At 67.2% G+C, this 25,860-nt stretch carries 24 protein-coding genes and 1 pseudogene; 20 read left to right on the top strand and 5 right to left on the bottom strand.

The genetic code is table 11. The annotated features are described in order from the left end of the window. Positions 1-108 precede the first annotated feature (108 nt). The 10 genes from ppsA (at position 109) to dnaB (ending at position 9,415) form a co-directional block, all read left to right on the top strand. Complete coding sequence (gene ppsA / locus OMP39_RS08490; protein ID WP_264891320.1) at positions 109-2,505, top strand: phosphoenolpyruvate synthase; 2,397 nt, start codon at positions 109-111, stop codon at positions 2,503-2,505. Positions 2,506-2,680: 175 nt separating this feature from the next. Then, positions 2,681-2,977, top strand: a complete 297-nt coding sequence (locus OMP39_RS08485; protein WP_264891319.1) for a hypothetical protein — start codon at positions 2,681-2,683, stop codon at positions 2,975-2,977. Continuing rightward, positions 2,968-3,558, top strand: coding sequence for a tetratricopeptide repeat protein (locus OMP39_RS08480; RefSeq protein WP_425340615.1), 591 nt, complete (start codon positions 2,968-2,970; stop codon positions 3,556-3,558). The genes OMP39_RS08485 and OMP39_RS08480 overlap by 10 nt, the downstream gene beginning before the upstream one ends. Before the next feature lie 106 nt (positions 3,559-3,664). Beyond that, positions 3,665-3,919 (top strand): DUF4212 domain-containing protein, encoded by a 255-nt coding sequence (locus OMP39_RS08475; RefSeq protein ID WP_264891317.1) that lies wholly within the window; start codon positions 3,665-3,667, stop codon positions 3,917-3,919. Positions 3,920-3,923: 4 nt separating this feature from the next. Continuing rightward, the gene (locus tag OMP39_RS08470; protein ID WP_264891316.1) at positions 3,924-6,041 is read left to right on the top strand and encodes a VC_2705 family sodium/solute symporter; all 2,118 of its coding nucleotides are present in this window, start codon (positions 3,924-3,926) and stop codon (positions 6,039-6,041) included. A gap of 241 nt (positions 6,042-6,282) precedes the next feature. Continuing rightward, positions 6,283-6,645, top strand: a complete 363-nt coding sequence (rpsF, locus tag OMP39_RS08465) for a 30S ribosomal protein S6 (RefSeq protein ID WP_264891315.1) — start codon at positions 6,283-6,285, stop codon at positions 6,643-6,645. A gap of 52 nt (positions 6,646-6,697) precedes the next feature. Beyond that, positions 6,698-6,997 carry a primosomal replication protein N gene (gene priB / locus OMP39_RS08460; RefSeq protein WP_264891314.1) on the top strand — a complete coding sequence of 100 codons (300 nt, stop codon included), beginning with the start codon at positions 6,698-6,700 and terminating at the stop codon, positions 6,995-6,997. Between the two features lie 37 nt (positions 6,998-7,034). Beyond that, complete coding sequence (gene rpsR, locus OMP39_RS08455) at positions 7,035-7,319, top strand: 30S ribosomal protein S18 (protein WP_264891313.1); 285 nt, start codon at positions 7,035-7,037, stop codon at positions 7,317-7,319. 12 nt (positions 7,320-7,331) lie between these two features. After that, the gene (rplI, locus tag OMP39_RS08450; RefSeq protein WP_264891312.1) at positions 7,332-7,784 is read left to right on the top strand and encodes a 50S ribosomal protein L9; all 453 of its coding nucleotides are present in this window, start codon (positions 7,332-7,334) and stop codon (positions 7,782-7,784) included. Between the two features lie 215 nt (positions 7,785-7,999). Continuing rightward, the gene (dnaB, locus tag OMP39_RS08445; RefSeq protein WP_264891311.1) at positions 8,000-9,415 is read left to right on the top strand and encodes a replicative DNA helicase; all 1,416 of its coding nucleotides are present in this window, start codon (positions 8,000-8,002) and stop codon (positions 9,413-9,415) included. Between the two features lie 92 nt (positions 9,416-9,507). Here the strand turns inward: dnaB and OMP39_RS08440 are convergent, their stop codons facing one another. From OMP39_RS08440 to OMP39_RS08430, 3 genes are all read right to left on the bottom strand, one after another. Further along, positions 9,508-11,163, bottom strand: a complete 1,656-nt coding sequence (locus OMP39_RS08440) for a PhoH family protein (RefSeq protein ID WP_264891310.1) — start codon at positions 11,161-11,163, stop codon at positions 9,508-9,510. Between the two features lie 253 nt (positions 11,164-11,416). Beyond that, on the bottom strand, positions 11,417-11,890 hold the full coding sequence (locus tag OMP39_RS08435; RefSeq protein WP_264891309.1) for a peroxiredoxin: 474 nt from the start codon (positions 11,888-11,890) through the stop codon (positions 11,417-11,419). 230 nt (positions 11,891-12,120) lie between these two features. Beyond that, positions 12,121-12,504, bottom strand: a complete 384-nt coding sequence (locus OMP39_RS08430) for an Mth938-like domain-containing protein (RefSeq protein ID WP_264891308.1) — start codon at positions 12,502-12,504, stop codon at positions 12,121-12,123. A gap of 135 nt (positions 12,505-12,639) precedes the next feature. Between OMP39_RS08430 and OMP39_RS08425 the strand changes: the two genes are divergently transcribed. The 9 genes and pseudogenes from OMP39_RS08425 (at position 12,640) to clpB (ending at position 22,328) form a co-directional block, all read left to right on the top strand. Continuing rightward, positions 12,640-13,866, top strand: a complete 1,227-nt coding sequence (locus tag OMP39_RS08425) for a pyridoxal phosphate-dependent aminotransferase (RefSeq protein ID WP_264891307.1) — start codon at positions 12,640-12,642, stop codon at positions 13,864-13,866. A gap of 10 nt (positions 13,867-13,876) precedes the next feature. Next, positions 13,877-15,190 (top strand): homoserine dehydrogenase, encoded by a 1,314-nt coding sequence (locus OMP39_RS08420; protein WP_264891306.1) that lies wholly within the window; start codon positions 13,877-13,879, stop codon positions 15,188-15,190. Between the two features lie 30 nt (positions 15,191-15,220). Further along, positions 15,221-16,627, top strand: coding sequence for a threonine synthase (gene thrC / locus OMP39_RS08415; protein WP_264891305.1), 1,407 nt, complete (start codon positions 15,221-15,223; stop codon positions 16,625-16,627). 24 nt (positions 16,628-16,651) lie between these two features. Continuing rightward, the gene (gene mobB / locus OMP39_RS08410; protein ID WP_264891304.1) at positions 16,652-17,236 is read left to right on the top strand and encodes a molybdopterin-guanine dinucleotide biosynthesis protein B; all 585 of its coding nucleotides are present in this window, start codon (positions 16,652-16,654) and stop codon (positions 17,234-17,236) included. Then, the gene (locus OMP39_RS08405) at positions 17,178-18,383 is read left to right on the top strand and encodes a molybdopterin molybdotransferase MoeA (RefSeq protein WP_264894504.1); all 1,206 of its coding nucleotides are present in this window, start codon (positions 17,178-17,180) and stop codon (positions 18,381-18,383) included. Before mobB ends, OMP39_RS08405 begins: the two co-directional genes overlap by 59 nt. Next, a complete protein-coding gene (locus OMP39_RS08400; RefSeq protein WP_264891303.1) occupies positions 18,380-18,631 on the top strand; it encodes a MoaD/ThiS family protein in 252 nt (83 codons plus the stop codon). Before OMP39_RS08405 ends, OMP39_RS08400 begins: the two co-directional genes overlap by 4 nt. A gap of 1 nt (position 18,632) precedes the next feature. Beyond that, a pseudogene (gene moaE / locus OMP39_RS08395) lies at positions 18,633-19,112 on the top strand (molybdopterin synthase catalytic subunit MoaE); the annotation flags it as partial. A 98-nt stretch (positions 19,113-19,210) separates the two neighbouring features. Continuing rightward, entirely contained in the window at positions 19,211-19,597 is a 387-nt protein-coding gene (crcB, locus tag OMP39_RS08390; RefSeq protein WP_264891301.1) for a fluoride efflux transporter CrcB, read from the top strand. A 118-nt stretch (positions 19,598-19,715) separates the two neighbouring features. Next, positions 19,716-22,328, top strand: coding sequence for an ATP-dependent chaperone ClpB (gene clpB, locus OMP39_RS08385; protein WP_264891300.1), 2,613 nt, complete (start codon positions 19,716-19,718; stop codon positions 22,326-22,328). 75 nt (positions 22,329-22,403) lie between these two features. On the opposite strand, the gene OMP39_RS08380 is transcribed toward clpB, so the two are convergent. Continuing rightward, complete coding sequence (locus OMP39_RS08380) at positions 22,404-23,603, bottom strand: hypothetical protein (RefSeq protein ID WP_264891299.1); 1,200 nt, start codon at positions 23,601-23,603, stop codon at positions 22,404-22,406. Between the two features lie 303 nt (positions 23,604-23,906). Here OMP39_RS08380 and nadB point away from each other — a divergent pair, with 303 nt between their 5' ends. After that, on the top strand, positions 23,907-25,529 hold the full coding sequence (nadB, locus tag OMP39_RS08375) for an L-aspartate oxidase (RefSeq protein ID WP_264891298.1): 1,623 nt from the start codon (positions 23,907-23,909) through the stop codon (positions 25,527-25,529). 13 nt (positions 25,530-25,542) lie between these two features. Here nadB and OMP39_RS08370 read toward each other — a convergent pair whose 3' ends face one another. After that, positions 25,543-25,827: a late competence development ComFB family protein gene (locus tag OMP39_RS08370; RefSeq protein WP_264891297.1), complete on the bottom strand. Its 285-nt coding sequence runs from the start codon at positions 25,825-25,827 to the stop codon at positions 25,543-25,545. Between the last annotated feature and the right edge of the window lie 33 nt (positions 25,828-25,860).

Here is a 25,860-nt window from a genome sequence, read left to right as displayed (position 1 = left end):
GCACGAACGAGAATCCACAAAGTGGAAGGGCCCGCATGCGTCCTCGTCGGACGCCGCCCAGCGCGGGGCACCGGGAGCGCCGGTTTCTCAACATCACGGAGCTTTCCCATGTCTTCCCCCTCCCTGGCGACCGCCCTGGTCGTACCGTTTGAGAACCTGAGGATGACCGACGTCGAGGTGGTCGGCGGCAAGAACGCCTCCCTCGGCGAGATGATCAGCCAGCTCGCGGCCTCCGGTGTGCGCGTGCCCGGCGGTTTCGCGACGACCGCCCACGCATTCCGGGAGTTCCTGCGCGCCGGCGGGCTGGTCGAGCGCATCAACGACAAGCTCGCCTCGCTGGATATCGACGACGTGAAGGCGCTCGCCGAAGCGGGCGCCCAGATTCGCCAGTGGGTCGTGGACACGCCGTTCCCGCCCGCGCTGGAGCAGGCCATCCGCGCCGAGTTCGAAAAGCTCACCGCCGGCGACCCGCACGCCTCGTTCGCCGTGCGCTCGTCCGCCACGGCCGAGGACCTCCCCGATGCTTCCTTCGCCGGACAGCAGGAGACCTTCCTCAACGTGGTGGGCATCGAAGACGTCCTGCACAAAGTCAAGGAGGTCTTCGCGTCGCTCTACAACGACCGTGCGATCAGCTACCGCGTCCACAAGGGCTTCGCGCACGGTGACGTCGCGCTGTCGGCGGGCATCCAGCGGATGGTGCGCTCCGACCTGGGCGCCTCCGGCGTGATGTTCACGATCGACACCGAGTCCGGCTTCAAGGACGTGGTGTTCATCACCGCCAGCTACGGCCTGGGCGAGACGGTGGTGCAAGGCGCGGTCAATCCGGACGAGTTCTACGTCCACAAGCCCGCGCTCAAGAACGGCAAGTTCCCCATCATCCGGCGCAACCTCGGCTCCAAGCTCATCAAGATGGAGTTCGCCTCGTCCGAGGAAAAGGCACAGTCCGGCAAGCTGGTCAAGACGGTCAACACGCCTCCCGAGCAACGCAACCGCTACTCGCTCAACGATGCCGACGTGGTCGAGCTGGCGCGCTACGCGCTCGTCATCGAGGAGCACTACGGCCGTCCCATGGACATCGAGTGGGGCAAGGACGGCCGCGACGGTCAGATCTACATCCTGCAGGCCCGCCCCGAGACGGTGAAGAGCCAGGCGCAAGGTGGGGTCGAGCATCGCTACAAGCTCAAGGGCCAGGGCACCGTGCTGGTCGAGGGCCGCGCGATCGGCCAGAAGATCGGCACCGGGCCGGTGCGCATCGTCCACTCGATCGCCGAGATGGAGAAGGTCCAGCCGGGCGACGTGCTCGTGACCGACATGACCGACCCCAACTGGGAGCCGGTGATGAAGCGCGCCAGCGCCATCGTCACCAACCGGGGCGGGCGCACCTGCCACGCGGCCATCATCGCGCGCGAGCTCGGCATCCCGGCCGTCGTCGGCTGCGGCCACGCGACCGAGGTGCTCAAGGACGGGGCCTTGGTCACCGTCGTCTGCTCGGAAGGGGACACGGGCTACATCTACGACGGCTTGCTCGAGACCGAAGTCGTGGAGGTGCAGCGCGGCGAGATGCCGTACTGCCCGGTGAAGATCATGATGAACGTGGGCAATCCCCAGCTCGCGTTCGACTTCGCCCAGATGCCCAACTCGGGTGTCGGCCTGGCGAGGCTCGAGTTCATCATCAACAACAACATCGGTGTCCACCCGAAGGCCATCCTCGACTACCCCAACGTCGATGCCGACCTGAAGAAGGCGGTCGAATCGGTCGCGCGCGGTCATGCATCGCCTCGCGCGTTCTACGTGGACAAGCTCGCCGAGGGGGTGGCCACCATCGCCGCCGCGTTCTGGCCCAAGCCCGTGATCGTGCGGCTGTCGGACTTCAAGTCCAACGAGTACCGCAAGCTGATCGGCGGCTCCCGTTACGAGCCCGAGGAAGAGAACCCGATGCTCGGCTTCCGCGGCGCCTCCCGCTACATCAGCGAGGAGTTCGCCGAGGCCTTCGCGATGGAGTGCGAAGCGATCAAGCGCGTGCGCAACGACATGGGCCTCACCAATGTGGAGATCATGGTCCCCTTCGTGCGCACGCTCCAGCAGGCCGAGCGCGTGACGCAACTGCTCGCCCAGCACGGGCTGCAGCGGGGCAAGGACGACCTGCGCGTCATCATGATGTGCGAGGTGCCGAGCAACGCGATCCTGGCCGAGCAGTTCCTGGAGTACTTCGACGGCATGTCCATCGGCTCCAACGACCTCACGCAGCTCACCCTCGGCCTGGACCGCGACTCCGGCCTGGAGTTGCTGGCGCACGACTTCGACGAGCGTGATCCGGCGGTGCGCGCGCTCATCTCCCGCGCGATCGCGGCCTGTCGCGCCGTCGGCAAGTACGTCGGCATCTGCGGTCAGGGGCCGAGCGACCACCCCGACTTCGCCGACTGGCTCGCGCAGGAGGGAATCGTGTCGATCTCGCTGAACCCCGACACGGTCATCGAGACCTGGCAGCGACTGGCCAAACGCTGAACCCCCGATCGCGATCCGCGCTGCCTTGCGGGGCCCCTTCTGGGGCCTTTTTCCATTTCGGGCCAAAGGGCAGGGTAACTCCTCATCGGACTGTTCCGTAGGAGCAAGGGCCGCGTCAGAAATCTGTAAGGCAGCCCGTCAGAATGCAACTGACGGGATCGAGAAAGGTGAGACCGTGCTCCTGTTCGTGTCCGCCGTGAAGCTAGTGGCCGAGATCGCACTGCTCGCCTTTGCCGGCCAGTGGGTGTTGGGCCTCCTTGCCGGCAAGAAGCGCGACGGCAACCTGTTCTACCAGTTGCTGGGTATTCTTACGCAACCCTTTGTGCGGCTCGCACGCGTGCTGAGCCCGAGCATCGTCCTCGACCGCCACGTCCCGCTGGTGGCGTTCCTGCTTCTGGGGATCGTCTGGGTCTCGGCGACGCTGGGCAAGATCAGCATCTGCTTGGAGTTGGGAGTCCAGGCATGCCGGTGAGCCCTGCATCCGGCCCCCGATCCTGGCGCTATCGCTGGCTCAAGTGGCAGGCGATGGCCTGGCTGGTCATCGGCGACCGGCGGCGCGCGGCGCTCGTCTTCGACGAGATGCTCGCACGCTTTCCCGGCGATCCCTATGCCCGCATGAGCCGCGCCCATCTTCGCGCCCAGGCGGGGCAGAAGGAAGGCGCGCTCGACGACTACGCCCAGCTGCTCGAATCCCATCCCCGTCACGGGGCCGCCGCGTGGTTCAACTACGGCTTTCTGCTGGAAGAGTCCGGCCGTTATGACGACGCCGAGCACGCTTTCCGCCGGGCGGTCGAACTCGACCCCAAGCTCGACCGCGCCTGGTACGGCCTCGGGCTCGTCCTCATTCGCGCCCACCGCTTCGACGAGGCGGTGCAGGCCCTCAAGCGCAACACCGAATTGCAGCCCATGAGCCCCTACGGCTGGTACCAACTGGCCCGGGTGCACATGGACCGTCACGAGCCCGAAGAGGCAGCGAAGATCATTCGCCACCTCAAGGGCTTCGAGCCCAAGGTCGCTGCTCAACTGGAGCGCGAAACCGGCTTGGCCGTGTGACGGGGCACGAGCGGCCCTGCTGCGAGCTCGCCTGGAGGAGACGGGCGAGGGGCCGCCTCAGTCGCGCGCCGCAAGGTGCGCGGCATCATCAAAGGAGACCGGAGTCATGCAACTGTCGAGCAAGCATGAGGAGTACTGGCGAAAGAACCTGAGGATCACGGGCATCCTGCTCGCGATCTGGTTCGTCGTGACCTTCGTGGTCGCGTTCTTCGCCCGCGACCTCAGTTTCAACTTCTTCGGGTGGCCATTCAGCTTCTGGGTGGGTGCCCAGGGGGCGTTGGTGGTCTATGTGTTGATCATCTGGTACTACGCCCGGTACATGAACCGGCTCGACCAGGAATACGGCGTGGCCGAGGAGTGACACCATGGCAGGCATGACACCCACTGCAGGGGCGAGCTCGAGCGCGGCGGCCAACGCGGCGTTTCGCAAGCAGCTCAACAAGGTGTACGGCTGGTACACCGGCGGCTTCCTCATCTTCATCGTTGTGTTGGCCATCCTGGAGCAGGCCGGGATGCCGAAGAACTGGATCGGCTTCATCTTCCTGCTCGCCACCGTGGCTCTGTACGCCGGCATCGGCATCATGAGCCGCACGACCGACGCGGCGGAGTACTACGTGGCCGGGCGCCGCGTGCCGGCCATCTACAACGGCATGGCCACCGGCGCCGACTGGATGTCGGCCGCGTCGTTCATCGGCATGGCGGGCACGCTCTACCTCACCGGTTACGGCGGCCTGGCGTTCATCATGGGCTGGACGGGCGGCTACTGCCTCGTGGCACTGTTCCTCGCGCCCTACCTGCGCAAGTTCGGACAGTTCACGATCCCCGACTTCCTGGGCGCCCGCTACGGCGGCAACCTGGCCCGGTTCATCGGCATCCTGGCCGCCATCTTGTGCTCGTTCACCTACGTGGTGGCGCAGATCTACGGCGTGGGTCTCATCACCACGCGTCTGACGGGCTTCGCCTTCGAGATCGGTATCTTCGTCGGCCTCGGCGGCATTCTCGTGTGCTCCTTCCTCGGCGGCATGCGGGCGGTGACCTGGACCCAGGTGGCCCAGTACATCATCCTGATCATCGCCTACCTGATTCCTGTCGTGTGGCTGTCCGTGAAGCAGACGGGCGTGCCCGTGCCGCAGGCCGTCTACGGCTACCAGCTCGAGAAGGTCTCGGCCAAGGAGAAGGAGCTGCGCAACGACCCGAAGGAGCAGGAGGTCATCGCCGTCTTCAAGAAGCGCGCCGAGGAAGCGGCCGCCAAGCTCAAGGACGTGCCGGCCGCCATGGCCGCCGACCGCGCGGCCGCCGAGAAGAAGGTGGCGGACCTCAAGGCCCAGAACGCACCGCTCGCCGAGATTCAGGCCGCCGAGAAGGCGCTCGCTTCACTGCCGGCCACCGAAGCCGACGCCCGCAAGGCCTACGAGGCGGCCCAGAAGGCCAACGAGGCCAGGGCCAAGCCGCTCGGGGGCATGCCGGCGCATGCGCAGCAGTTCGCCGGCGATCCCAATGGCGACGAGAAAGCCCGCAAGACCTTCGACGAGTCTCGTCGCAACTTCCTCGCCCTGGTGTTCTGCCTGATGGTTGGCACGGCCGCGCTGCCGCACATCCTGATGCGCTACTACACCACGCCCTCGGTGAAGGAGGCTCGTGAGTCCGTCACCTGGTCGCTGTTCTTCATCTTCCTGCTGTACTTCACGGCTCCGGCACTGGCGGTGCTGGTGAAGTACGAGGTGTTCAACGTCCTGGTCGGCACGCCCTTCGACAAGCTGCCCGCATGGATCGCGCAGTGGTCGCGCGTCGATCCGACGCTGCTGTCGGTGACCGACGTCAACGGTGACGGCATCCTCCAGCTCGGCGAGATGAAGATCGGTGGCGACATCATCGTGCTCGCCACGCCCGAGATCGGTGGCCTGCCCTATGTCATCTCCGGCATGGTGGCCGCCGGTGGTTTGGCCGCGGCGCTCTCCACTGCCGACGGCCTGCTGCTGACGATCGCCAACGCGCTGTCGCACGACCTCTACTACAAGATGATCGATCCGAACGCCCCGACCTCGCGCCGGGTGACGATCTCGAAGATCCTCTTGCTGGTGGTGGCTCTCGCGGCCGCCTACGTGGCCGCTCAGAAGCCCGCCGACATCCTGTTCCTCGTCTCCGCTGCCTTCTCGTTCGCGGCTGCCGCCTTCTTCCCGGCCCTCGTGCTCGGGATCTTCTGGAAGCGCGCGAGCAGCATGGGCGCGGTGCTGGGCATGATCGCCGGCCTCGGCGTGACCTTCTACTACATGGCCACGACCCAGCCCTGGCTGCGCGGCGTGTTCGGCGTGACCTCGCCCGTGGAGCTGTGGTGGGGGATCCAGCCGATCTCCGCGGGTGTGTTCGGGGTGCCGATCGGCTTTGCGGTCATCATCCTGGTCAGCCTCTTCACTCCGGCGCCGAAGAAGGAAGTGCAGGAGCTCGTCGAGCACGTGCGCTATCCCAACCTGAAGGCCGCCTGACGTCCGCACCACCGGACGGCCGACAGGCCGAAGCGGCGCCGACCGGCGCCGCCTCCCAACCCCCAAGCCCGCGGCACCGCCTGCGGGCATTTTTCTTTGTGTCTGCTACAATTTCGGGCTTTCCTTGCCGCACCCGTTACTTGGGGCGGGCTTGCAACTGCCTTCGGGCAGCAGTGCGGGCCGGCCCATCGAGTGGGACGCCACGGGGCGGCTTCCCTCTTGGAATCCACAAGGAGTTTCGATGCGTCATTACGAAATCGTGCTGTTGATCCATCCGGATCAGAGCGAGCAGGTGGGCGCGATGGTCGAGCGCTACAAGGCCGTCGTGGCCAACGCGGGTGGCAAGGTCCACCGCGTCGAGGACTGGGGCCGCCGCCAGCTGGCCTACATGATCCAGAAGCTCGCCAAGGCCCACTACGTGTGCTTGAACATCGAGTGCAGCAAGGAAACGCTGCAGGAGCTCGAGACGGCCTTCCGCTTCAACGATGCCGTCCTGCGCCATCTGACCGTTCAGAAGTCCAAGGCCGAGACCGCGCCTTCGGTCATGATGAAGCTGGTCGAGAAGGAAGAGGCCAAGAAGGCGCAGCAGGAGGCGTCGGCCTGAGAGGCCGGCTGCCGCGACGTCTGCCTGCCATCGAACGGCGCCCGCGTGGCCCATGAACCGCGTGGAGTTGTCGGCAACGGTGGTGGAGCGGGGCGCGATGCGTTACACGCCCGCCGGCTTGCCCGCACTCGACCTGCGCCTGGCGCACGAGTCGGTCTTGACGGAAGCGGGGCACCCTCGCAAGGTCCGCCTGGAACTCAAGGCGGTCGCGGTCGGGGATCTCACGCAGCGCCTGTCCCGCACGGAGCTGGGACGCCCGGTCATGGTTTCCGGGTTTCTTGCTTCGCAACGCAACGGCCGCGGACTCGTGCTGCACATCACCGAACTGCAAGACGTTTCCAGCTCGTACTGAGATTGGATCGATAGACACAAAGAGATAGAGGTCAAACATGCCCGCACCTCGTGGTAAGTCCTCCAAGGACCGCAAGTCCAAGCGCAGCCAGCAGTCGCTGCTGTTCAAGCGCAAGCGTTTCTGCCGCTTCACCGCGGCCGGTGTCGAGGAAATCGACTACAAGGACGTCGATACGCTGCGCGACTTCATCAGCGAAAACGGCAAGATCATTCCGGCCCGCCTGACCGGCACCCGCGCCATCTACCAGCGCCAGCTGTCGACCGCCATCAAGCGCGCCCGCTTCCTGGCCCTGCTGCCGTACACCGATCTGCACAAGGTCTAAGGAGTCGACCCCATGCAAGTCATCCTGCTCGAGAAAGTCGCCAACCTGGGCAACCTCGGTGACGTCGTCAAGGTCAAGGACGGCTACGCTCGCAACTACCTGATCCCGACCGGTGCCGCTCGCCGCGCCACCGAGGCCGCGGTCAAGGAGTTCGAGGCCAAGCGTGCCGAACTGGAGAAGGCCGCTGCGGACAAGCTCACCGCCGCCCAGGCCCAGGGCGAGAAGCTGGCCGGCAAGACGGTCACCGTCGCCCAGAAGGCGGGCGTGGACGGCCGCCTGTTCGGCTCCGTGACCAACTTCGACATCGCCGAAGGTCTGAAGCAGCAAGGCTTCGACGTGCACAAGTCGCAGATCCGCCTGCCCAACGGCCCGCTGAAGGTCGTGGGCGAGCATCCGGTGTCGGTGGCGTTGCATACCGACGTCGTGGTCGACATCACGGTCGCTGTGGTGGCGGAGAACGACTGATCGCCCTCCAGGCACCGACAAGGGCCGGCCGTGCGCCGGCCCTTTTGTTTTGATCCGCGCGGCGGGCGGTTCGATGCACCGGATCTCCACAGGGATGTCCCCTGGCATTCCACAGAACTTTTCACGCCCCATGCACAACCTGTCCACAGCGATGTGCACTGCTGCCGCCTCAGCCCTCTTGTCCGCCCGGCCGAGGGGGCCTATCGTGAGCGTTTATGTCTGCGATCCTGAACCCCTCCGAATCGTCCGGACGTCCCGCCAGGGTGGATGACGAGGTCGCCCGCCTGCGGGTGCCTCCTCATTCGGTGGAGGCCGAGCAGAGCGTGCTCGGGGGCCTCTTGCTCGACAACGGAGCTTGGGACCGGGCCGGCGATCTGCTGACCGACAGCGACTTCTACCGCTACGAGCATCGTCTCATCTATGCGGCCATCGGCGCATTGATCAACGCCAACAAGCCGGCGGACGTCATCACCGTCTTCGAGCATCTGCAAAGCCTCGGCAAGGCCGAGGAGTGCGGAGGGCTCGTCTATCTCAATGCGCTCGCCCAGAGCGTGCCGAGCGCGGCCAACCTTCGCCGCTATGCGGAGATCGTGCGGGAGCGCGCCGTGCTGCGCAAGCTCGTCGCCGCCGCAGACGAGATCGCCACCGCGGCGTTCAATCCCCAGGGCCGGGCGGTTTCGCAGATCCTCGACGAGGCCGAGGGCAAGATCTTCCAGATCGGCGAGGAGGGCAACCGGTCGAAGCAGGGCTTCCAGAGCATGGACCAACTGGTCGTGGACCTCATCGACCGTGTCACCGAGCTCTACGAGAATGGAGCCGAGGAAGTCACGGGCGTGCGCACCGGCTTCTTCGATCTGGACCGGATGACGGCCGGCCTGCAGCCGGGCGACCTCATCATCCTCGCGGCCCGCCCCTCGATGGGCAAGACCGCGTTCGCCTTGAACATCGCCGAGAACGTGGCGGTGCAGGAAGGGCTGCCGGTCGTGGTGTTCTCGATGGAAATGGGGGCGGCCCAGCTCGCGCTGCGGATGGTCGGCTCCTTGGGGCGCATCGACCAGAGCCACTTGCGCACCGGCAAGTTGGCCGACGACGAGTGGGGGCGCCTCAGCGAGGCCGTGGAACGGTTGAAGAGCGCGAACGTGTTCATCGACGAAACGCCTGCGCTGAACCCGGCGGAACTGCGTGCGCGGGCGCGCCGTCAGGCGCGCCAGTGCGGCCGCCTTGGCCTCATCGTGGTGGACTACCTCCAGCTGATGAGCGGCACCGGCTCCAGCGAGGAGAACCGTGCCACCGAGATCGGCGAGATCTCGCGGGGCTTGAAGGCGCTGGCCAAGGAACTGCAGTGCCCGGTGATCGCGCTGTCGCAGCTGAACCGCTCGGTGGAGCAGCGCACCGACAAGCGCCCCATGATGAGCGACCTGCGCGAGTCGGGGGCCATCGAGCAGGACGCGGACGTGATCATGTTCATCTACCGCGACGACTACTACAACCGCGACAGCAAGGAGCCCGGGGTCGCGGAGATCATCATCGGCAAGCAGCGTAACGGCCCGGTCGGCACGGTGAAGCTGGCCTTCCTGAAGCCGCTGACGAAGTTCGAGAACCTCGCGCCCGGCTACGGTAGCGAGTACTGAGCCCCGGCGCCCGGCGACCCGAGGCCGGGCCGCAGCGCCCCGGGGGCGCTTCAGCTCCGAACGATCACGCGAGGCCGAGGGCCGCCGCGACTTCAGAGCACTTCGCTCGCGAAGTCGGCCAGGCGCGAACGCTCGCCGCGCGCGAGCGTCACGTGGCCCGAGTGCGGCCAGCCTTTGAAGCGATCGATCGCATAAGTGAGGCCCGAACTGCCCTCGGTGAGGTAGGGCGTGTCGATCTGCGCAAGATTGCCCAGGCACACGATCTTGGTCCCGGGGCCGGCCCGCGTGATCAGCGTCTTCATCTGCTTGGGCGTGAGGTTCTGCGCCTCGTCGATGATGACGTACTTGTTGAGGAAGGTGCGCCCGCGCATGAAGTTCATGCTCTTGATCTTGATCTTCGAGCGCACCAGCTCGTTGGTGGCAGCGCGTCCCCATTCGCCGGCCGAGCTGTCCGTGCGCGCGAGCACTTCGAGGTTGTCGTCCAACGCGCCCATCCACGGGGACATCTTCTCTTCCTCGGTGCCGGGCAGATAGCCGATGTCCTCGCCGACCGGCACCGTCACTCGCGTGACGATGATCTCGGTGTAGCGCCGTTCGTCGAGCACCTGCGACAAGCCCGAGGCCAGCGTCATCAGCGTCTTGCCGGTGCCGGCCGTGCCCGTCAGCGTGACGAAGTCGCACTCCGGGTCCATCAGCAGGTTGAGCGCGAAGTTCTGTTCCCGGTTGCGAGCCGTGACGCCCCACACCGCGTTCTTCTGATGCGTGTAATCCTTCAGCGTTCGCAGGACGGCGGTCTTGCCGGTGATCTCGGTGACCTTCGCGTACAGGGGCGCCACGCCCGGCGCCTCGAGGTAGACGAACTGGTTGATCAGCAAGGCAGGCACGAGCGGGCCGCTGATGCGGTAGAAGGTGGAGCCGCCTTGCTGCCAGCTCTCCATCGTCTTGCCGTGCCGTTCCCAGAAGTCGGGCGGCAGGGGCATCACGCCGGTGTACAGCAGGTCGACGTCGTCCAGCGTCTTGTCGTTGTAGTAGTCCTCTGCGGGCAGGCCCAGCGCGCGGGCCTTGATACGCATGTTGATGTCCTTGGACACCAGCACGACCTCGCGGTCGGCGTGCTGCGTGCGCAACGACTGCACGACGCCGAGGATCTGGTTGTCGGCCTTGCCCTGCGGCAATCCCTCGGGCAGCTCGGCCTTGAGCAGGTGCGTCTGGAAGAACAGCTTCCCGGCGGCCTCGCGGTGCCCGGTCTTGGCGAGCGGAATGCCGCGCTGGTGCTCCTCGGCCGAAATGCCCGCGACGAGGGCGTCGAGCTCCCGACTGACCTGCCGGGCGTTGCGTGCCACTTCCGACATCCCCCGCTTGTGACTGTCGAGCTCTTCGAGCGTGATCATCGGCAAGTAGATGTCGTGCTCGTCGAAGCGGAAGATCGACATGGGATCGTGCATCAGCACGTTGGTGTCGAGCACGAAGAGCTTCGGCGGGCCTTCCGACTTCGGGCGCCGGATCTTCGGACCCGTCTGCCGCAGGGTGGCGGGCGGGGCAGCCACTTCGGCGGTGGCGGGCGCCCGGGCGGTGTGGGCGGAAGGCCCGCGCTCGTGCGGGGCGAACAGGTCGAGCACGGGCGGGGAGGTGGGTTCCGCTTTCTCGGCCTTCTGGGGGCGTTTGCCCGCTCGCGGGGCAGCCTGGGCGTCGATCTCGGTGAGGGAGAGGATGTGGGCTTTCTTGGCGGGCGGCTTGGGCAGAGGCATTGGCGCGGCGAAGTGAGCTACCAAACAAAAAAGCCGCAGGGACACCCGTGCGGCTTTGCGTTCATGCAGGAGCGGATTCTCGACTCAACAGCATGAACCGATTATGCACATCCCGCGGGGCTCGGCAATCACCGTGAAAGCCCGATGCCGGCGGCGCGAAAGTGTGCGAACGTAAGTAACACGGGGCGAAGGACCTGTCGCAGCCGAAAGGAAAATGCGCTGAACGGCCTCGCTGGCACGCCGGCCGCGTGGATCAGCCTTTTTGCAGCGCCTTGACCGCCTTGAGCACTTCGTCCACATGGCCGGCGACTTTGATGCCGCGCCACTCGTGGCGCAACACGCCGTCGGCATCGATCACGAAGGTGCTGCGCTCGATGCCCTTCACCTTCTTGCCATACATGATCTTGTTCTTGACCACACCGAACATGTGACAGAGCTTTTCCTCGGTGTCAGCGATGAGTTCGAATGGCAGCTCAAGCGCCTGTTTGAACTTCTCGTGCGACGCCATGTTGTCGCGCGACACGCCAAACACCACCGCTCCTGCCTTCAGGAAATCCTTGTGCCGGTCGCGAAACTGCATGGCTTCCGTCGTGCAGCCGGGAGTATGGTCCTTCGGGTAGAAATAAAGCACGACGATTTGCCCCGCATAGGCCTGGGGCGTGAATTTCACGCCACCAGTCGCGAGCGCTTCAAATTCCGGAAGGGGTTTATTGAGGGCTGGCGTCATGAAGGTGTTATAGGATGTGGTTGAGGCACGCACAGGCGAGCTACTTATTATACCGCCCAAGGCAAGCCCCGCCGGGATAAGGGGGACCCCTCAAGAGAGGGGAAACGGCAAGCCGCCGGGCCGGCCGTGCGGCCCCGCGGAGCACCGGGCGGCGCAGCACGATGGCTTTGCGCGCTGCGCGGTCTCCCAACGCCGCGACCCCCCCCGGCCGCAGCCCCGGACCGCAGCCTTCAAGCCGCGGCCGCCTCGATCAGCAACGCAGCGACCACGCTGCGACCCTCCGAGACGAGGATGTTGTAGGTCCGGCAGGCTGCCTGGGTGTCCATCGTCTCGACCCCGATGCCCCGTTCGAGCAGCGGGCGCAGCAGCGCCGCGCTCGGAAAGCGAAGCCGGTTGCCGCTGCCGAAGATCACGACCTCCGGCGCCAGCGCGGCCACCTGCTCGAAGTGACCCGCCTGCAGGTCCTCCAGGCGGTTGCAAGGCCAGTCGAGCACGTCTCCCTGGGCGGGGACCAGCACGCTGCGGGCGTGCGCCTGGCCGTTGACCGTCACGCTCGCGCGGTCGTAGCCGCTGATCATGTTCGCGCCTTCGAGGCGGTCGGGTTGCAACTTCACGCAGACGTCCTCTGCAAGGCGCGGGAGGGCGGAAAACGCGCCGAAAAGGGAAGGGGCTGTGGTTAAATTATAGGTTTTGCGCTGCAGCAAATCTGCAATTCCTGTAACGGCCCAACCCTCATCCGGAGGTCTTCTTTGAAACCCGTCGCCAAGTCAGCGAAGCTGGCCAATGTGTGCTACGACATCCGAGGCCCGGTGCTGGAGAAGGCCCGGCAGATGGAGGAAGAGGGCCACAAGATCATCAAGCTCAACATCGGCAACCTGGCGGTCTTCGGCCTGGAGCCTCCGGAAGAGATCGTGCAGGACATGATCCGCAACCTGCCGCACACGGCGGGCTACACGGACTCCAAGGGGCTCTTCGCGCCGCGCCGCGCGGTGGTCCACTACACGCAGGAAAAGGGCATCCGCGGCGTCACGGTCGATGACGTCTACCTCGGCAACGGGGCCTCGGAGCTGATCGGCATGAGCATGAACGCGCTGCTCAACGACGGCGACGAGGTGCTGATCCCGGCCCCCGACTACCCGCTGTATACGGCGGTCGTGTCGTTGTCGGGGGGTACGCCGGTGCACTACATGTGCGACGAACAGTCGGACTGGATGCCGGACATCGCCGACATCAAGGCCAAGATCACGCCGCGCACGAAGGCGCTGGTGGTCATCAATCCCAACAACCCCACGGGGGCGTTGTACCCCGAGTCGGTGCTGCTCGAACTGGTGGAAATCGCGCGCCAGCACCAGCTGATCGTCTTCGCCGACGAGATCTACGACAAGACGCTCTACGACGGCAACACGCACACGAGCATCGCCTCGCTGGCCGACGACGTGCTGTTCGTCACCTTCAACGGCTTGTCGAAGAACTACCGTTCCTGCGGCTACCGGGCCGGCTGGATGGTCGTCTCGGGCGAGAAGCGGCACGCGCGCGATTACATCGAGGGGCTCAACATGCTGGCCTCGATGCGGCTGTGCGCGAACACGCCGGGGCAGCTCGCGATCCAGACGGCCCTGGGCGGCTACCAGAGCATCAAGGACCTGGTCGCGCCGGGCGGGCGGCTGTGCCGCCAGCGCGACCTCGCGCACCAGCTGCTCACCGACATCCCGGGCGTGACCTGCGTGAAGCCCAAGGCGGCCCTGTACATGTTCCCGCGGTTGGACCCGAAGATGTACCCGATCGAGGACGATCAGCAGTTCGCCTACGAGTTGCTCGCGGACGAGAAGGTGCTGATCGTGCAGGGCACGGGCTTCAACTGGCCCTATCCCGACCACTTCCGGCTCGTGTTCCTTCCCAACTCGGACGACCTGACCGAGGCGATCGGGCGCATCGCGCGGTTCCTCGATCACTATCGCAAACGCCATTCCCTCTGAGAACTCCCACATGAAGCCCATTCGTATCGGCCTGCTCGGCGCCGGGGTCGTTGCCAGCGGCGTGGCCCAGGTGCTTGCGCGCAACCAGGCGGAGATCAAGCGCCGCGCCGGTCGCGGCATCGAGATCGCGCGTGTCGGCGTGCGCAACGTAGACAAGGCGCGGGCCGCGCTGGGCGCCGAGATCGAGCTCACCACCGATCTCGATGCGCTCGTGCGCATGGAGGACATCGACATCGTGGTCGAGTTGATCGGAGGGACCACCCGGGCGCGCGAGCTCGTGCTGGCCGCGATCGACGCGGGCAAGCATGTGGTCACGGCCAACAAGGCGCTGCTTGCGGTGCATGGCACGGAGATCTTCGCCGCCGCGTGCCGCAAGGGCGTGATGGTGGCCTTCGAAGCCGCGGTGGCCGGCGGTATCCCGATCATCAAGGCGCTGCGAGAGGGCCTGACGGCCAACCGCATCCAGTGGATCGCGGGCATCATCAACGGCACGACGAACTTCATCCTCTCGGAGATGCGCTCCAAGGGACTGGACTTCGACGTGGTGCTCAAGGAAGCCCAGCGCCTGGGCTATGCCGAGGCCGACCCCACCTTCGACATCGAGGGCATCGATGCCGCGCACAAGGTCACGATCATGAGCGCGATCGCCTTCGGCATCCCGATGCAGTTCGACAAGGCGTATGTCGAAGGCATCACCCGCTTGCAGGCCACGGACATCACCTACGCGGAGCAGTTGGGTTACCGGATCAAGCTGCTGGGTATCACCAAGCGCAGGGCCGAGGGCATCGAGCTGCGGGTGCACCCCACGCTCGTGCCGGCCAAGCGGCTCATCGCCAACGTCGAGGGCGCGATGAACGCCGTCGTCGTGCACGGCGACGCGGTGGGCTCGACGCTCTACTACGGCAAGGGCGCGGGCTCGGAGCCCACGGCCTCGGCGGTGGTGGCCGACCTGGTGGACGTGACCCGCCTGCATACCGCGGACCCGGATCACCGCGTGCCGCATCTGGCCTTCCAGCCGGACGCGCTGGACGACGCGCCCATCCTGTCGATGGAGGAGGTGGTGACCTCGTTCTACCTGCGGTTGCGGGTGGCGGACCAGACGGGCGTGCTGGCGCGCATCACCGGCATTCTGGCCGAGCACGACATCTCCATCGACGCAGTGTTGCAGCGCGAGGCAGGCGACGACGAGAACCAGACGGATCTCATCATCCTCACGCACGACACGCAGGAAGGGCGCATGAACAAGGCCATCGCGCAGATGCAGTCGCTGCCGACCGTGCTGCAGCCCATCGTGCGCATCCGCAAGGAAGAATTGAACAACTGAAAGCACCCGCCGGCGCGTCGGAGACCAGCGTTGAAGTACATCAGCACCCGCGGCGACCGCACGGAACGCCGCTTCTCTGAGATCCTCCTGGAAGGACTGGCCCCCGATGGCGGGCTGTATCTGCCGACGCACTACCCGCGCGTCGACGCGGCCACGCTCGAGCGTTGGCGCACGCTCGGCTATGCGGAGTTGGCGTTCGAGATCCTCTCGCTCTACATCGACGACATCCCCGCGGCCGACTTGCGACAGATCGTGCATCGCACCTACACGCCGGAGGTGTTCGGGACCGAAGCCATCGTGCCGCTCAAGCCGCTGGAGCCCGGCGTGGCGCTGGAGGCGCTGTCCAACGGGCCGACGCTCGCCTTCAAGGACATGGCGATGCAGTTGCTCGGCCACCTCTTCGAGTACGAACTCGCGCGGCGAGGCGAGGAGCTGAACATCCTGGGGGCGACTTCGGGCGACACCGGCAGCGCGGCGGAATACGCCATGCGCGGCAAGAAGGGCATCCGCGTCTTCATGCTCTCGCCCTACGGGCGGATGAGCCCGTTCCAGCAGGCCCAGATGTACAGCCTCCAGGACGCCAACATCCACAACCTGGCGGTGCAGGGTGTCTTCGACGACTGCCAGGACATCGTCAAGGCCGTCTCCAACGACATCGAGTTCAAGCGCCGGCACAAGATCGGCACGGTCAACTCGATCAATTGGGCGCGGCTCGTGGCGCAGGTGGTGTACTACTTCGCCGGCTATTTCCAGGCCACCAAGAGCAACGACGAGGAAGTGAGCTTCGCGGTGCCGTCGGGCAACTTCGGCAACATCTGCGCCGGACACGTCGCGCGGATGATGGGCCTGCCGATCCGCAAGCTCGTGCTCGCGACGAACGAGAACGACGTGCTCGACGAGTTCTTCCGCACGGGCACCTACCGCGTGCGCAAGGGCTCGGAGACGTACGAGACGTCCAGCCCGTCGATGGACATCTCCAAGGCGTCGAACTTCGAACGGTTCGTCTTCGACCTGCTGGGACGCGACGCCGAGCGCACGCGCCGCCTCTTCAAAGAGGAGGTCGAGCAGCGCGGAGCCTTCACGCTGGAGCCGCAGGAGTTCGCGCGGGTGAAGGACTACGGCTTCGTCTCGGGCCGCAGCACCCACGCCGATCGCCTGGCCACCATTCGCGCCACGTGGGAGCGCTTCGGCGTGATGATCGACACCCACACGGCCGACGGGCTGAAGGTGGCTCGTGTGCACGTCGAGCCCGGCGTGCCGATGCTGGTGCTGGAGACGGCGCTGCCGGCGAAGTTCGCCGCCACGATCCGGGAGGCGCTGGGCCGCGAGCCCGAGCGCCCGCGCGGTCTGGAGGGGATCGAGGAATTGCCCAAGCGCTTCACGGTCATGCCGCCGTCGGCGCAGGCGGTCAAGGACTACATCGCGCAGAATTGCTGATCCCCTCGACGGATCGGCAGGTTCATGAAAGTCGTCGGTTTCTGCGGTTACTCGGGTTCGGGCAAGACCACGCTGGTCGAGCAGTTGATCGTCCAGTTGCGCTTGGCGGGGCAGCGGGTGTCGGTGGTGAAGCACGCCCACCACCAGTTCGACATCGACTACCCGGGCAAGGACTCGTGGCGCCATCGACAGGCGGGGGCGTTCGAGGTGGTGGTCGCCTCGGACCGGCGCCTGGCGAAGATCCGCGAGTATGAGGTGCAGATGGAACCGACGGTGCACCAGCTGATCGCCGAACTGGTGGAGTGCGACTGGGTGCTGGTCGAGGGGTTCAAGCATGCCGACATCTGCAAGATCGAGGTGTGGCGTGCGCAGACGGGCAAGCCCGCACAGTACCTGCACGATCCGTTCGTCACGGCCATCGCCACCGACAGCCCCGATCGGCTACCCGAGCCAACCCTGCGGCCGGTCCTCGATTTGAACGATCCCGACGCGGTGGCGCAGCATCTGCTGGACAATCAACACCGCTATGAGTACCGCTCCCCGTTCCCCGATGTTGAGCCTCGAGGAGGCCTTGACGAGGCTGCTCTGTTCGATCCGGCCGCTGGCTGAGACCGAGACGCTGCCCGTGGCCGAGGCCCTTTGCCGTGTGCTGGCCGAGGATGTGGTGTCGCCGATCGACGTGCCGGCCCATGCGAACAGCTCCATGGACGGCTACGCCGTGCGAGGGGCCGATGTGGACGTGCCCGGCAAGGTGCTGCCCGTCGTGCAGCGCATTGCGGCCGGTCAGGTCGGCGAGCCCCTGCGCCCCGGCACGGCGGCGCGCATCTTCACGGGCGCGCCGCTGCCCGAAGGGGCGGATGCGGTCGTCATGCAGGAGCAGTGCGAGCCCGTCGAGGGCGGGGTGCGGATACAGGTGGTCCCGCAGCCGCGCCAGTGGATCCGTGAGGCCGGCGAGGACGTGCGGCGCGGCTCGGTGGTGCTGCCCCGCGGGATGAGGCTGACGCCGCAGGCGCTCGGGCTCGCAGCCACGGTGGGGCGTGCGCAACTGACGGTGGTGCGCCGCCCGCGCGTGGCGCTCTTTTCCACCGGCGACGAATTGGTGATGCCCGGCCAACCCCTGAAGCCCGGCGCGATCTACAACTCGAACCGGGACACGCTGAAGGGCCTGCTCGCCCAGTTCGGCTGCGAGTGCTCGGACCTGGGGATCGTGCCGGATCGCCTGGCGGCGACGCGAGAGGCGCTGCGTCAGGCCGCCGAGCACCACGACTTGATTCTCACCTCCGGTGGCGTCTCGGTCGGCGAGGAGGACCACGTCAAGCCCGCGGTGGAGGCCGAGGGTCGCCTGGACCTGTGGCAGATCGCCATCAAGCCGGGCAAGCCGCTCGCCTTCGGCGAAGTGCGCGCCCAAGAGCGGTCGGCGTGGTTCATCGGGTTGCCGGGCAACCCGGTGTCGAGCTTCATCACCTTCCTTGTCGCCGTGCGTCCCGTCATCCGGGCCCTGCAAGGGGCTGCGGTCGATCCGCCGGCGCCGGTGTGGTTGCCTGCCGGCTTCGACTGGCCCCGACCGGACAAGCGGCGTGAGTTCCTGCGGGTGCGGCGCGGTGCCGACGGGCGACTGGAGCTGTTTCCCAACCAGAGTTCGGGCGTGCTGACCTCCACCGTCTGGGCGGACGGCGTGATCGACAATGCGCCGGGTCATGCGTTCCGCGCGGGTGAGCTGGTGCCCTATCTCTCGTTTGCGGAGTGGATGCAATGAAGGTGCGGGTGAAGTACTTCGCGTCGATCCGCGAGGCGCTGGGAGCCGGTGAGACGGTGGAAATGGCGCCCGGCGCCACCGTAGGCGACCTGCGGGACCGGCTCCTGGCGGCCAGCCCCGCGCACGCCCAGGCCCTCGCGCGTGGGCGGGCACTGCGCTGCGCGCTGGACCAGGCGATGTGCGACGAGAAGGCCGCGCTGCGCGAGGATGCGGAGGTGGCGTTCTTCCCACCGGTGACGGGAGGCTGAAATGAGCGGGCACGTCGCGCGGGTGAGCATCCAGACGGAGGACTTCGACCTCGGCGCCGAGGTGGCCCGGCTGCGGGCGGGCGACCCCCAGGTGGGCGCCGTCGCGTCGTTCGTCGGCACGGTGCGCGACGTGAGCGAGGGCAGCGCCGTGGCCCGCATGGAGCTCGAACACTACCCCGGCATGACGGAGCGGGCCATCGAGGCGATGATCGACGAGGCGATGCGGCGCTTCCCGGTGCGCGCCGCCCGGGTCATCCACCGCGTCGGCCCGCTCGCGCCGGGCGATCAGATCGTGCTCGTGGCAGTGACGGCGGCCCACCGGGGCGCGGCCTTCCAGGCATGCGAGTTCCTGATGGACTACCTCAAGACCCAGGCACCCTTCTGGAAGAAGGAACACACCCCCGAGGGGGCCCGATGGGTCGATGCGCGCGCCAGTGACGACGCGGCGCTGGCGCGATGGGGGATTGCCGCCGGCAACGCCATGCCCGGCGTCGGGCCGGGCGAGGGGCCCGTGGACGCCCGCGGCACGCCTTCCGGGGCCGGCGCCGAGGGGCGGCCGGCCGACGAAGGGCGGGGTGCATGCAGTCACTGACCTGGGGGCACGCGGCGGCGGTCGCCCTCGGCGCGGTGGGCGGCGCGTGGGCCCGCTGGTTGACCGGCGTCTGGCTCAACGGGGCGTGGCCCGGGTTTCCGCTGGGCACACTGCTGGTCAACTGCGTCGGCGGCGTACTGATCGGGGCCGCCCTCGTGTGGTTCAGCCGCCACCCCGACGAGTTCTGGCGGCTGCTGTTCGTCACGGGCTTCCTGGGCGCGCTCACCACCTTCTCGTCGTTCTCGGTCGAGTCGCTGCACCTGTTGCAAAAGCAGGCCTGGGGCTTGGCGCTCGCGCATACGCTGGCCCATGTGGTGGGCAGCCTGGCGGGGGCGGCCCTCGGCTTCGTCGCCGCGCGGCAGTGGCTGGCGTGAAGCGCTGCGCGCGCGATACTGGGCTTCGCCCTTGACCCAGCGCAGGCTGCGGCGTGCCGGTTGCACTTGAAATGGCACCGGCTCCCCTCATTTCCGTCGCAACCGGAGGATTTTTCCCATGCGACTCGAGAAACTCACCACCAAGTTCCAGGAGGCCTTGGGCGAGGCCCAGAGCCTGGCGCTGGCCCATGACAACCCCTACATCGAGCCGGCGCACATCCTGCTGGCGATGCTGCAGCAGGACGAAGGCCCGAAAGCGCTGCTGGACCGCGCGGGGGCGAACACCGCGGGCCTGCGCCGCGCGGTCGAGGCTGCGATCAAGCGCCTGCCGCAGGTGCAGGGCGCCGAGCAGGTCCAGGTGGGCCGCGACACCGTCTCGCTGCTGCAGGCGGCCGAGAAGGAGGCGCTCAAGCGCGGCGACCAGTTCATCGCCAGCGAGATGTTCCTGCTGGCGCTCACCGACACCAAGGCCGAGATCGGCCAGATCGCCAAGGAGCACGGGCTGACGCGCAAGGCGCTGGAGGCCGCCATCGACGCGGTGCGAGGCGGCCAGCGGGTGGAGAACGCCGAGGCCGAAGGCCAGCGCGAGGCGCTGAAGAAGTACACGCTCGACCTGACCGAGCGCGCCCGCCAGGGCAAGCTGGACCCGGTGATCGGGCGCGACGACGAGATCCGCCGCGCGATCCAGGTGCTGCAGCGTCGCAGCAAGAACAACCCGGTGCTCATCGGCGAGCCCGGCGTGGGCAAGACGGCCATCGTGGAGGGGCTGGCGCAGCGCATCGTGGCCGGCGAGGTGCCCGACACGCTCAAGGACAAGCGCGTGCTGGTGCTCGACATGGCGGGCCTGCTGGCCGGCGCCAAGTACCGCGGGGAGTTCGAGGAGCGGCTGAAGGCGGTGCTCAAGGAAGTCGCGCAGGACGAAGGCCGCATCATCCTCTTCATCGACGAGATCCACACGATGGTGGGCGCGGGCAAGGCCGAGGGCGCCATCGACGCGGGCAACATGCTCAAGCCGGCCCTGGCGCGGGGGGAACTGCACTGCATTGGCGCGACCACGCTCGACGAGTACCGCAAGTACATCGAGAAGGACGCGGCGCTGGAGCGGCGCTTCCAAAAGATCATCGTGGACGAGCCCAGCGTCGAGCAGACCATCGCCATCCTGCGCGGCCTGCAGGAGAAGTACGAGGTGCACCACGGCGTCGAGATCACGGACCCGGCGATCGTGGCCGCGGCCGAGCTTTCGCACCGCTACATCACCGACCGCTTCCTGCCCGACAAGGCGATCGACCTGATCGACGAGGCCGCGGCCAAGATCAAGATCGAGATCGACTCCAAGCCGGAGGAGATGGACCGGCTGGACCGGCGCCTCATCCAGCTCAAGATCGAGCGCGAGGCGGTGCGCAAGGAAAAGGACGAGGCCTCGCAGAAGCGCCTGGCGCTGATCGAGGAGGAGATCGCCAAGCTCGAGCGCGAGTACGCCGACTTGGAGGAGATCTGGAAGGCCGAGAAGGCGGCCGCTCAGGGCTCGGCGCAGCTCAAGGAGGAGATCGACCGTATCAAGTTCCAGATCGAGGAGCTCAAGCGCAAGGGCGACTTCAACAAGGTCGCCGAGCTGCAGTACGGCAAGCTGCCCGAGCTGGAAAAGCGCCTGAAGGACGCGCAGGCCAAGGAGGCCGGCAAGGCCAAGGACGCGAAGGACGGCGGCCGCCCGCAGTTGCTGCGAACGATGGTCGGCGCCGAGGAGATCGCCGAGGTCGTCTCGCGCGCCACCGGCATCCCGGTGAGCAAGCTGATGCAAGGCGAGCGCGAGAAGCTGCTCAAGATGGAAGAACGGCTCCACGAGCGCGTGGTGGGCCAGGACGAGGCCATCCGCGCGGTGAGCGACGCCATCCGCCGCTCGCGCGCCGGCCTGGCCGATCCCAACCGTCCGTACGGCTCGTTCCTGTTCCTGGGTCCCACCGGCGTGGGCAAGACGGAGCTGTGCAAGGCGCTGGCCGCGTTCCTGTTCGACAGCGAGGAGCACATGATCCGCATCGACATGAGCGAGTTCATGGAGAAGCACTCCGTGAGCCGGCTCATCGGTGCGCCGCCGGGCTACGTGGGCTATGACGAAGGCGGCTATCTGACCGAGGCGGTGCGGCGCAAGCCGTACAGCGTGGTGCTGCTCGACGAGGTCGAGAAGGCGCACCCGGACGTGTTCAACGTGTTGCTGCAGGTGCTGGACGATGGGCGATTGACCGACGGCCAGGGGCGCACGGTGGACTTCAAGAACACCGTTATCGTGATGACCAGCAACCTGGGCTCGCACCTCATCATGCAGATGGCGGGGCAGGACCCGGAAGCCATCCGCGATGCGGTGTGGGTGGAGGTCAAGCAGCACTTCCGTCCGGAGTTCCTGAACCGGATCGACGAGACGGTGGTGTTCCACGCACTCGACCAGAAGCACATCGAGTCGATCGCGAAGATCCAGCTGCGTCAGTTGGAGCAGCGGCTCGAGAAGATGGACATGAAGCTGGACGTCTCGCCGGCGGCGCTGGCGGAGCTGGCCAAGGTGGGCTTCGACCCGGTGTTCGGCGCGCGGCCGTTGAAGCGCGCGATCCAGCACCGCATCGAGAACCCGGTGGCCAAGCTCATCCTCGAAGGCAAGTTCGGGCCGAAGGACGTGATCCCGGTGGATGTGCGCCAGGGCGAGAAGGGGCCGGAGTTCGTCTTCGAGCGCGTCGTGCACTGAACGCCGGTCACGGCATCCATTCCCGGGCCCACCTGTGCGGTGGGCCTTTGTTTTCCTTGCCCGCCGGGGCCGATTTCAACGCGACCAGAGGCCGTCGAGCCGTTGGAGTTGGAAGCGCACGAGGGACTGGTTCGTCTTGCTGCGATCGAGCAGGGCGTGCAGGGCCAGCTCAGGATGGCCGGGCACCGGGCGCACCACCTGGTGGTGCCGGTCGGAGGAGATGAGCAGCTCCTGCGCGGGCTCGGCGAGTGCCAGGGCCATTCGGGCCAGGTGCTGGGCGTTGAGCAAGTTGCTGCCCTGCCGCGCCATGTCGAGTGCGCTCGGGGCGTGGCCGGCGTGGGCCAGGGGGGCTCCCGTCGCCACCTCGAAGACGCAACAGGCGAGCAGTCCGGCGAGCCCGCGCACCTGCTCGACGTAGCGCGCTGCGGAGGACGAGTGCGCAGCCGCGGTCGCAGCGGCTGGTGCGGCGACCCTCGGCGTAGGGGCGATGAAGGGCGCCGGGGCGTCCGTGATCGCGTCGCCGGCAGGCTTCAGGTCGAGGGTCAGCGGGGCGAGTGAAGGGGCGGCCACCGGGGCCAGCCGGCCGCGCGCGGAGTTCTTCTGCCAGAAACCGAGGATGTAGGACCACGCATCCGAGCCGCGAGCGGGCTGCGGCGAGGCGCGCAGCAGCAGGCCGTGGCGTTGGACCACCTGGCTGCACTGCGACGCCGCGGCCGACACCGCGTTGGGCCCCAGGGGCAGCACCAGCAGGTTGGGGCAGACCCAGCGGGCACTGTGGACCGCGTGCAAGGCCTGCCGCAGTGCGTGGGCGGGTGCCGGGGCGACCTGTTCGCTCAGGATGAGCACGCTGGCCTGAGCGAGTTCCATCATGACCTTGGCAATCGCCTGCTGCGCCGCGGGGGTGGCCTCCACATCGGTGCTGTAGACGCGCACCGAAGTCGAGGTGCCCGGCAGCGTGTAGTCGGCGTAGCGGATGGTGGCCAGGGTCGTGCCGTACCCTTGCTGCCGGATCACGAGTTGGCGGATCGACCCGTTTCCCATGGCGGCCAGTTGCTTGAGCAACTGAAGGCCCGTGGGGCCGCCGGCGAGATCGTGGAGGGCGAGGTGACGGCTTTCGAGGTGCTCGAATTGCTGGCGCAGCGCCTCCGCGGCGTCGCAGGAGACGAAGAGCTCGCGCAAGTTGGGGCCGATGAGGCGGCCGATCTCGCGCTCCGCGGGGTCGAGGTACTCCTTTTCGCCGCGCATGATGCGCGTGGCCATCATGTCGGCGGGCATGGTCGCTTCCCATTCGCCGGCGGGGACGGGCCCTGCGTTCGCGGCTCCCGGAGTACGGCTTGTGGTCGCTGCGTTGGACGTCTGCATGGAAGACCCCATGATGTGTCGATGCAGTGTAACGACCAGTTTCTGGTAGCGCGCCCCCCGGATGGGGGAAGGTCCCGGGGCCGCGGGGAAGGCTGGCCCCAGAAGCCCGCGGGCGAGGGGCGTCGATAGAATGAACCAGGGCTGAGTTGTGACTCAATTGACGTCGCACGCAGCGACGCCCGGCGCGTCAGGCGCCGTATCGACGACGGATCACACATGACTATGGAGACGCAAGCGCCGGTGGTCATCATCGGCGCCGGCCTGGCCGGATTGACGGTGGCGCTGCACCTGGCGGACCGCCAGCCCGTGGTGGTGCTGGCCAAGCGGGGGCTGGAAGAGGCAGCGACCGCCTGGGCTCAGGGAGGCATCGTCGGCGTGCTCGGCAGCGACGACAGCGTCGAGAGCCATGTTCGAGACACCCAGGATGCCGGCGCTGGCCTGGTGGACGAGCGCACCGCGCGGTTCATTGCGGAGCACAGCGCCGAGGCCATCGAATGGCTGGTGGCGCAGGGGGTGCCCTTCTCGCCGGACCCGAGCGGCCCGCTGGGCCTGCACCTCACGCGCGAAGGCGGGCATGCGGTGCGACGCATCGCCCATGCGGCCGATGCCACCGGCAAGGCGATCCACGACGTGCTGCTGGCCGAGGTCCGGCGTCATCCCAACATCCGGCTGCGCGAGCGCTGGATGGCTGTGGACCTCATCACGTCGCGTCACCTGCGCCGGGAGGAGCCGCCCCGCTGCTATGGCGTGTACGCACTGGACATCGAGCACGGCCGGGTGGAGACGCTGCCGGCCGCCGCCGTCGTGCTCGCCACCGGCGGGCTGGGCAAGGTGTACCGCTACACCAGCAACCCCGACACCGCCACCGGCGACGGCATCGCGATGGCCTGGCGCGCAGGCTGCCGCGTGGGGAACATGGAGTTCATCCAGTTCCACCCGACCTGTCTCTATCACCCGCAGGAGCGCAGCTTCCTCATCACGGAGGCCTTGCGCGGCGAGGGCGCACACCTGAAGCTGCCCGACGGGCGCCGGTTCATGACGGATCATGATCCGCGCGGTGAGCTGGCGCCGCGCGACATCGTGGCCCGGGCGATCGACTTCGAGATGAAGAAGCACGGCCTGGACCACGTGTGGCTCGATGCCACCCACCTCGGCGCCGAGTTCCTGAAGGAGCACTTCCCGACGATCTATGCGCGGTGCCTGCGGCTGGGCATCGACATCACGCGCCAGCCGATCCCGGTGGTGCCGGCGGCGCACTACGCCTGCGGAGGCGTGGTGACGGACCTGGACGGGCGCACGGACCTCCCCGGGCTGTATGCGGTGGGGGAGACGAGCTACACCGGGTTGCATGGCGCCAACCGGCTCGCGAGCAACTCGCTGCTCGAATGCGTGGTGCTGGGCCGCACCGTGGCTGCGCACATCGGTGCGCAGGACCACGAACCGCTGCCGGTGCTGCCCGCCTGGGACGAAAGCCAAGTCGAGGACGCGGACGAGCAGGTGGTCATCGCCCACAACTGGGACGAGCTGCGCCTGTTGATGTGGAACTACGTGGGCATCGTGCGCACCACCCGGCGACTGGAGCGCGCGTTGCACCGCATCCGGCTGCTGCGCAGCGAAATCGACGACTACTACGCCAACTTCCGCGTCACGCGCGACTTGCTGGAACTGCGCAATCTGGTCGATTGCGCGGAACTGATCGTGCGCTCGGCGCTCCTGCGGCACGAAAGCCGCGGGCTGCACTACAGCCGCGACTACCCCCGCACGTTGCCGGCGAGCTTTCCGACGATCCTGGTGCCGCCCGCTGCGCGGCGGGCCAACGGCGCGCCCGTGCCGGGTTGAACGACGCTCGTGTTCAGCGTGCCCGCATCGCGCGGCGCGCCTGCACGAACTCGAACGCGTGGTGCACCGCCTCGTCGATAGCGCGCTCGTTGTCGGCGCGCTCTTTCTCTGTCAGATAGAAGGCCAGATCGACGTCGTGGCGGATGTAGCGCGGCGGCAGCCGGTTGAGGGCGACGCACACCACGTCGGCCAGGAGTTCAGGCTCGAGGGCCGGGTAGCGGGGAGCGAGTTCGGCCACGGCCTGCATGACCGGGCGCTCGTAGTAGTTGTGGACGGAGGCGAAATCGGGGGAAGACATAGGGGGCGGGCTCGTCGATGGACTGACCGCAGT

The sequence above is a fragment of the Schlegelella aquatica genome, assembly GCF_026013905.1.
Lineage (GTDB): Bacteria > Pseudomonadota > Gammaproteobacteria > Burkholderiales > Burkholderiaceae_C > Caldimonas > Caldimonas aquatica.
Note: the sequence above shows the minus strand (reverse complement) of the source record. Positions and strands in the feature narration are given on the sequence as shown.

What these genes read in the sequence shown, in the direction of transcription:
- mobB (WP_264891304.1), top strand. Translation starts at nt 16,652, where the DNA reads ATGAAAGTCGTCGGTTTCTGCGGTTACTCGGGTTCGGGCAAGACCACG.
- OMP39_RS08440 (WP_264891310.1), bottom strand. Translation starts at nt 11,163, where the DNA reads ATGCCTCTGCCCAAGCCGCCCGCCAAGAAAGCCCACATCCTCTCCCTC.
- priB (WP_264891314.1), top strand. Translation starts at nt 6,698, where the DNA reads ATGAACCGCGTGGAGTTGTCGGCAACGGTGGTGGAGCGGGGCGCGATG.
- dnaB (WP_264891311.1), top strand. Translation starts at nt 8,000, where the DNA reads ATGTCTGCGATCCTGAACCCCTCCGAATCGTCCGGACGTCCCGCCAGG.
- nadB (WP_264891298.1), top strand. Translation starts at nt 23,907, where the DNA reads ATGACTATGGAGACGCAAGCGCCGGTGGTCATCATCGGCGCCGGCCTG.
- OMP39_RS08435 (WP_264891309.1), bottom strand. Translation starts at nt 11,890, where the DNA reads ATGACGCCAGCCCTCAATAAACCCCTTCCGGAATTTGAAGCGCTCGCG.
- ppsA (WP_264891320.1), top strand. Translation starts at nt 109, where the DNA reads ATGTCTTCCCCCTCCCTGGCGACCGCCCTGGTCGTACCGTTTGAGAAC.
- clpB (WP_264891300.1), top strand. Translation starts at nt 19,716, where the DNA reads ATGCGACTCGAGAAACTCACCACCAAGTTCCAGGAGGCCTTGGGCGAG.
- OMP39_RS08370 (WP_264891297.1), bottom strand. Translation starts at nt 25,827, where the DNA reads ATGTCTTCCCCCGATTTCGCCTCCGTCCACAACTACTACGAGCGCCCG.
- OMP39_RS08400 (WP_264891303.1), top strand. Translation starts at nt 18,380, where the DNA reads ATGAAGGTGCGGGTGAAGTACTTCGCGTCGATCCGCGAGGCGCTGGGA.
- OMP39_RS08420 (WP_264891306.1), top strand. Translation starts at nt 13,877, where the DNA reads ATGAAGCCCATTCGTATCGGCCTGCTCGGCGCCGGGGTCGTTGCCAGC.
- rpsR (WP_264891313.1), top strand. Translation starts at nt 7,035, where the DNA reads ATGCCCGCACCTCGTGGTAAGTCCTCCAAGGACCGCAAGTCCAAGCGC.
- crcB (WP_264891301.1), top strand. Translation starts at nt 19,211, where the DNA reads ATGCAGTCACTGACCTGGGGGCACGCGGCGGCGGTCGCCCTCGGCGCG.
- OMP39_RS08405 (WP_264894504.1), top strand. Translation starts at nt 17,178, where the DNA reads ATGTTGAGCCTCGAGGAGGCCTTGACGAGGCTGCTCTGTTCGATCCGG.
- OMP39_RS08480 (WP_425340615.1), top strand. Translation starts at nt 2,968, where the DNA reads ATGCCGGTGAGCCCTGCATCCGGCCCCCGATCCTGGCGCTATCGCTGG.
- OMP39_RS08470 (WP_264891316.1), top strand. Translation starts at nt 3,924, where the DNA reads ATGGCAGGCATGACACCCACTGCAGGGGCGAGCTCGAGCGCGGCGGCC.
- rpsF (WP_264891315.1), top strand. Translation starts at nt 6,283, where the DNA reads ATGCGTCATTACGAAATCGTGCTGTTGATCCATCCGGATCAGAGCGAG.
- OMP39_RS08475 (WP_264891317.1), top strand. Translation starts at nt 3,665, where the DNA reads ATGCAACTGTCGAGCAAGCATGAGGAGTACTGGCGAAAGAACCTGAGG.
- OMP39_RS08380 (WP_264891299.1), bottom strand. Translation starts at nt 23,603, where the DNA reads ATGCCCGCCGACATGATGGCCACGCGCATCATGCGCGGCGAAAAGGAG.
- rplI (WP_264891312.1), top strand. Translation starts at nt 7,332, where the DNA reads ATGCAAGTCATCCTGCTCGAGAAAGTCGCCAACCTGGGCAACCTCGGT.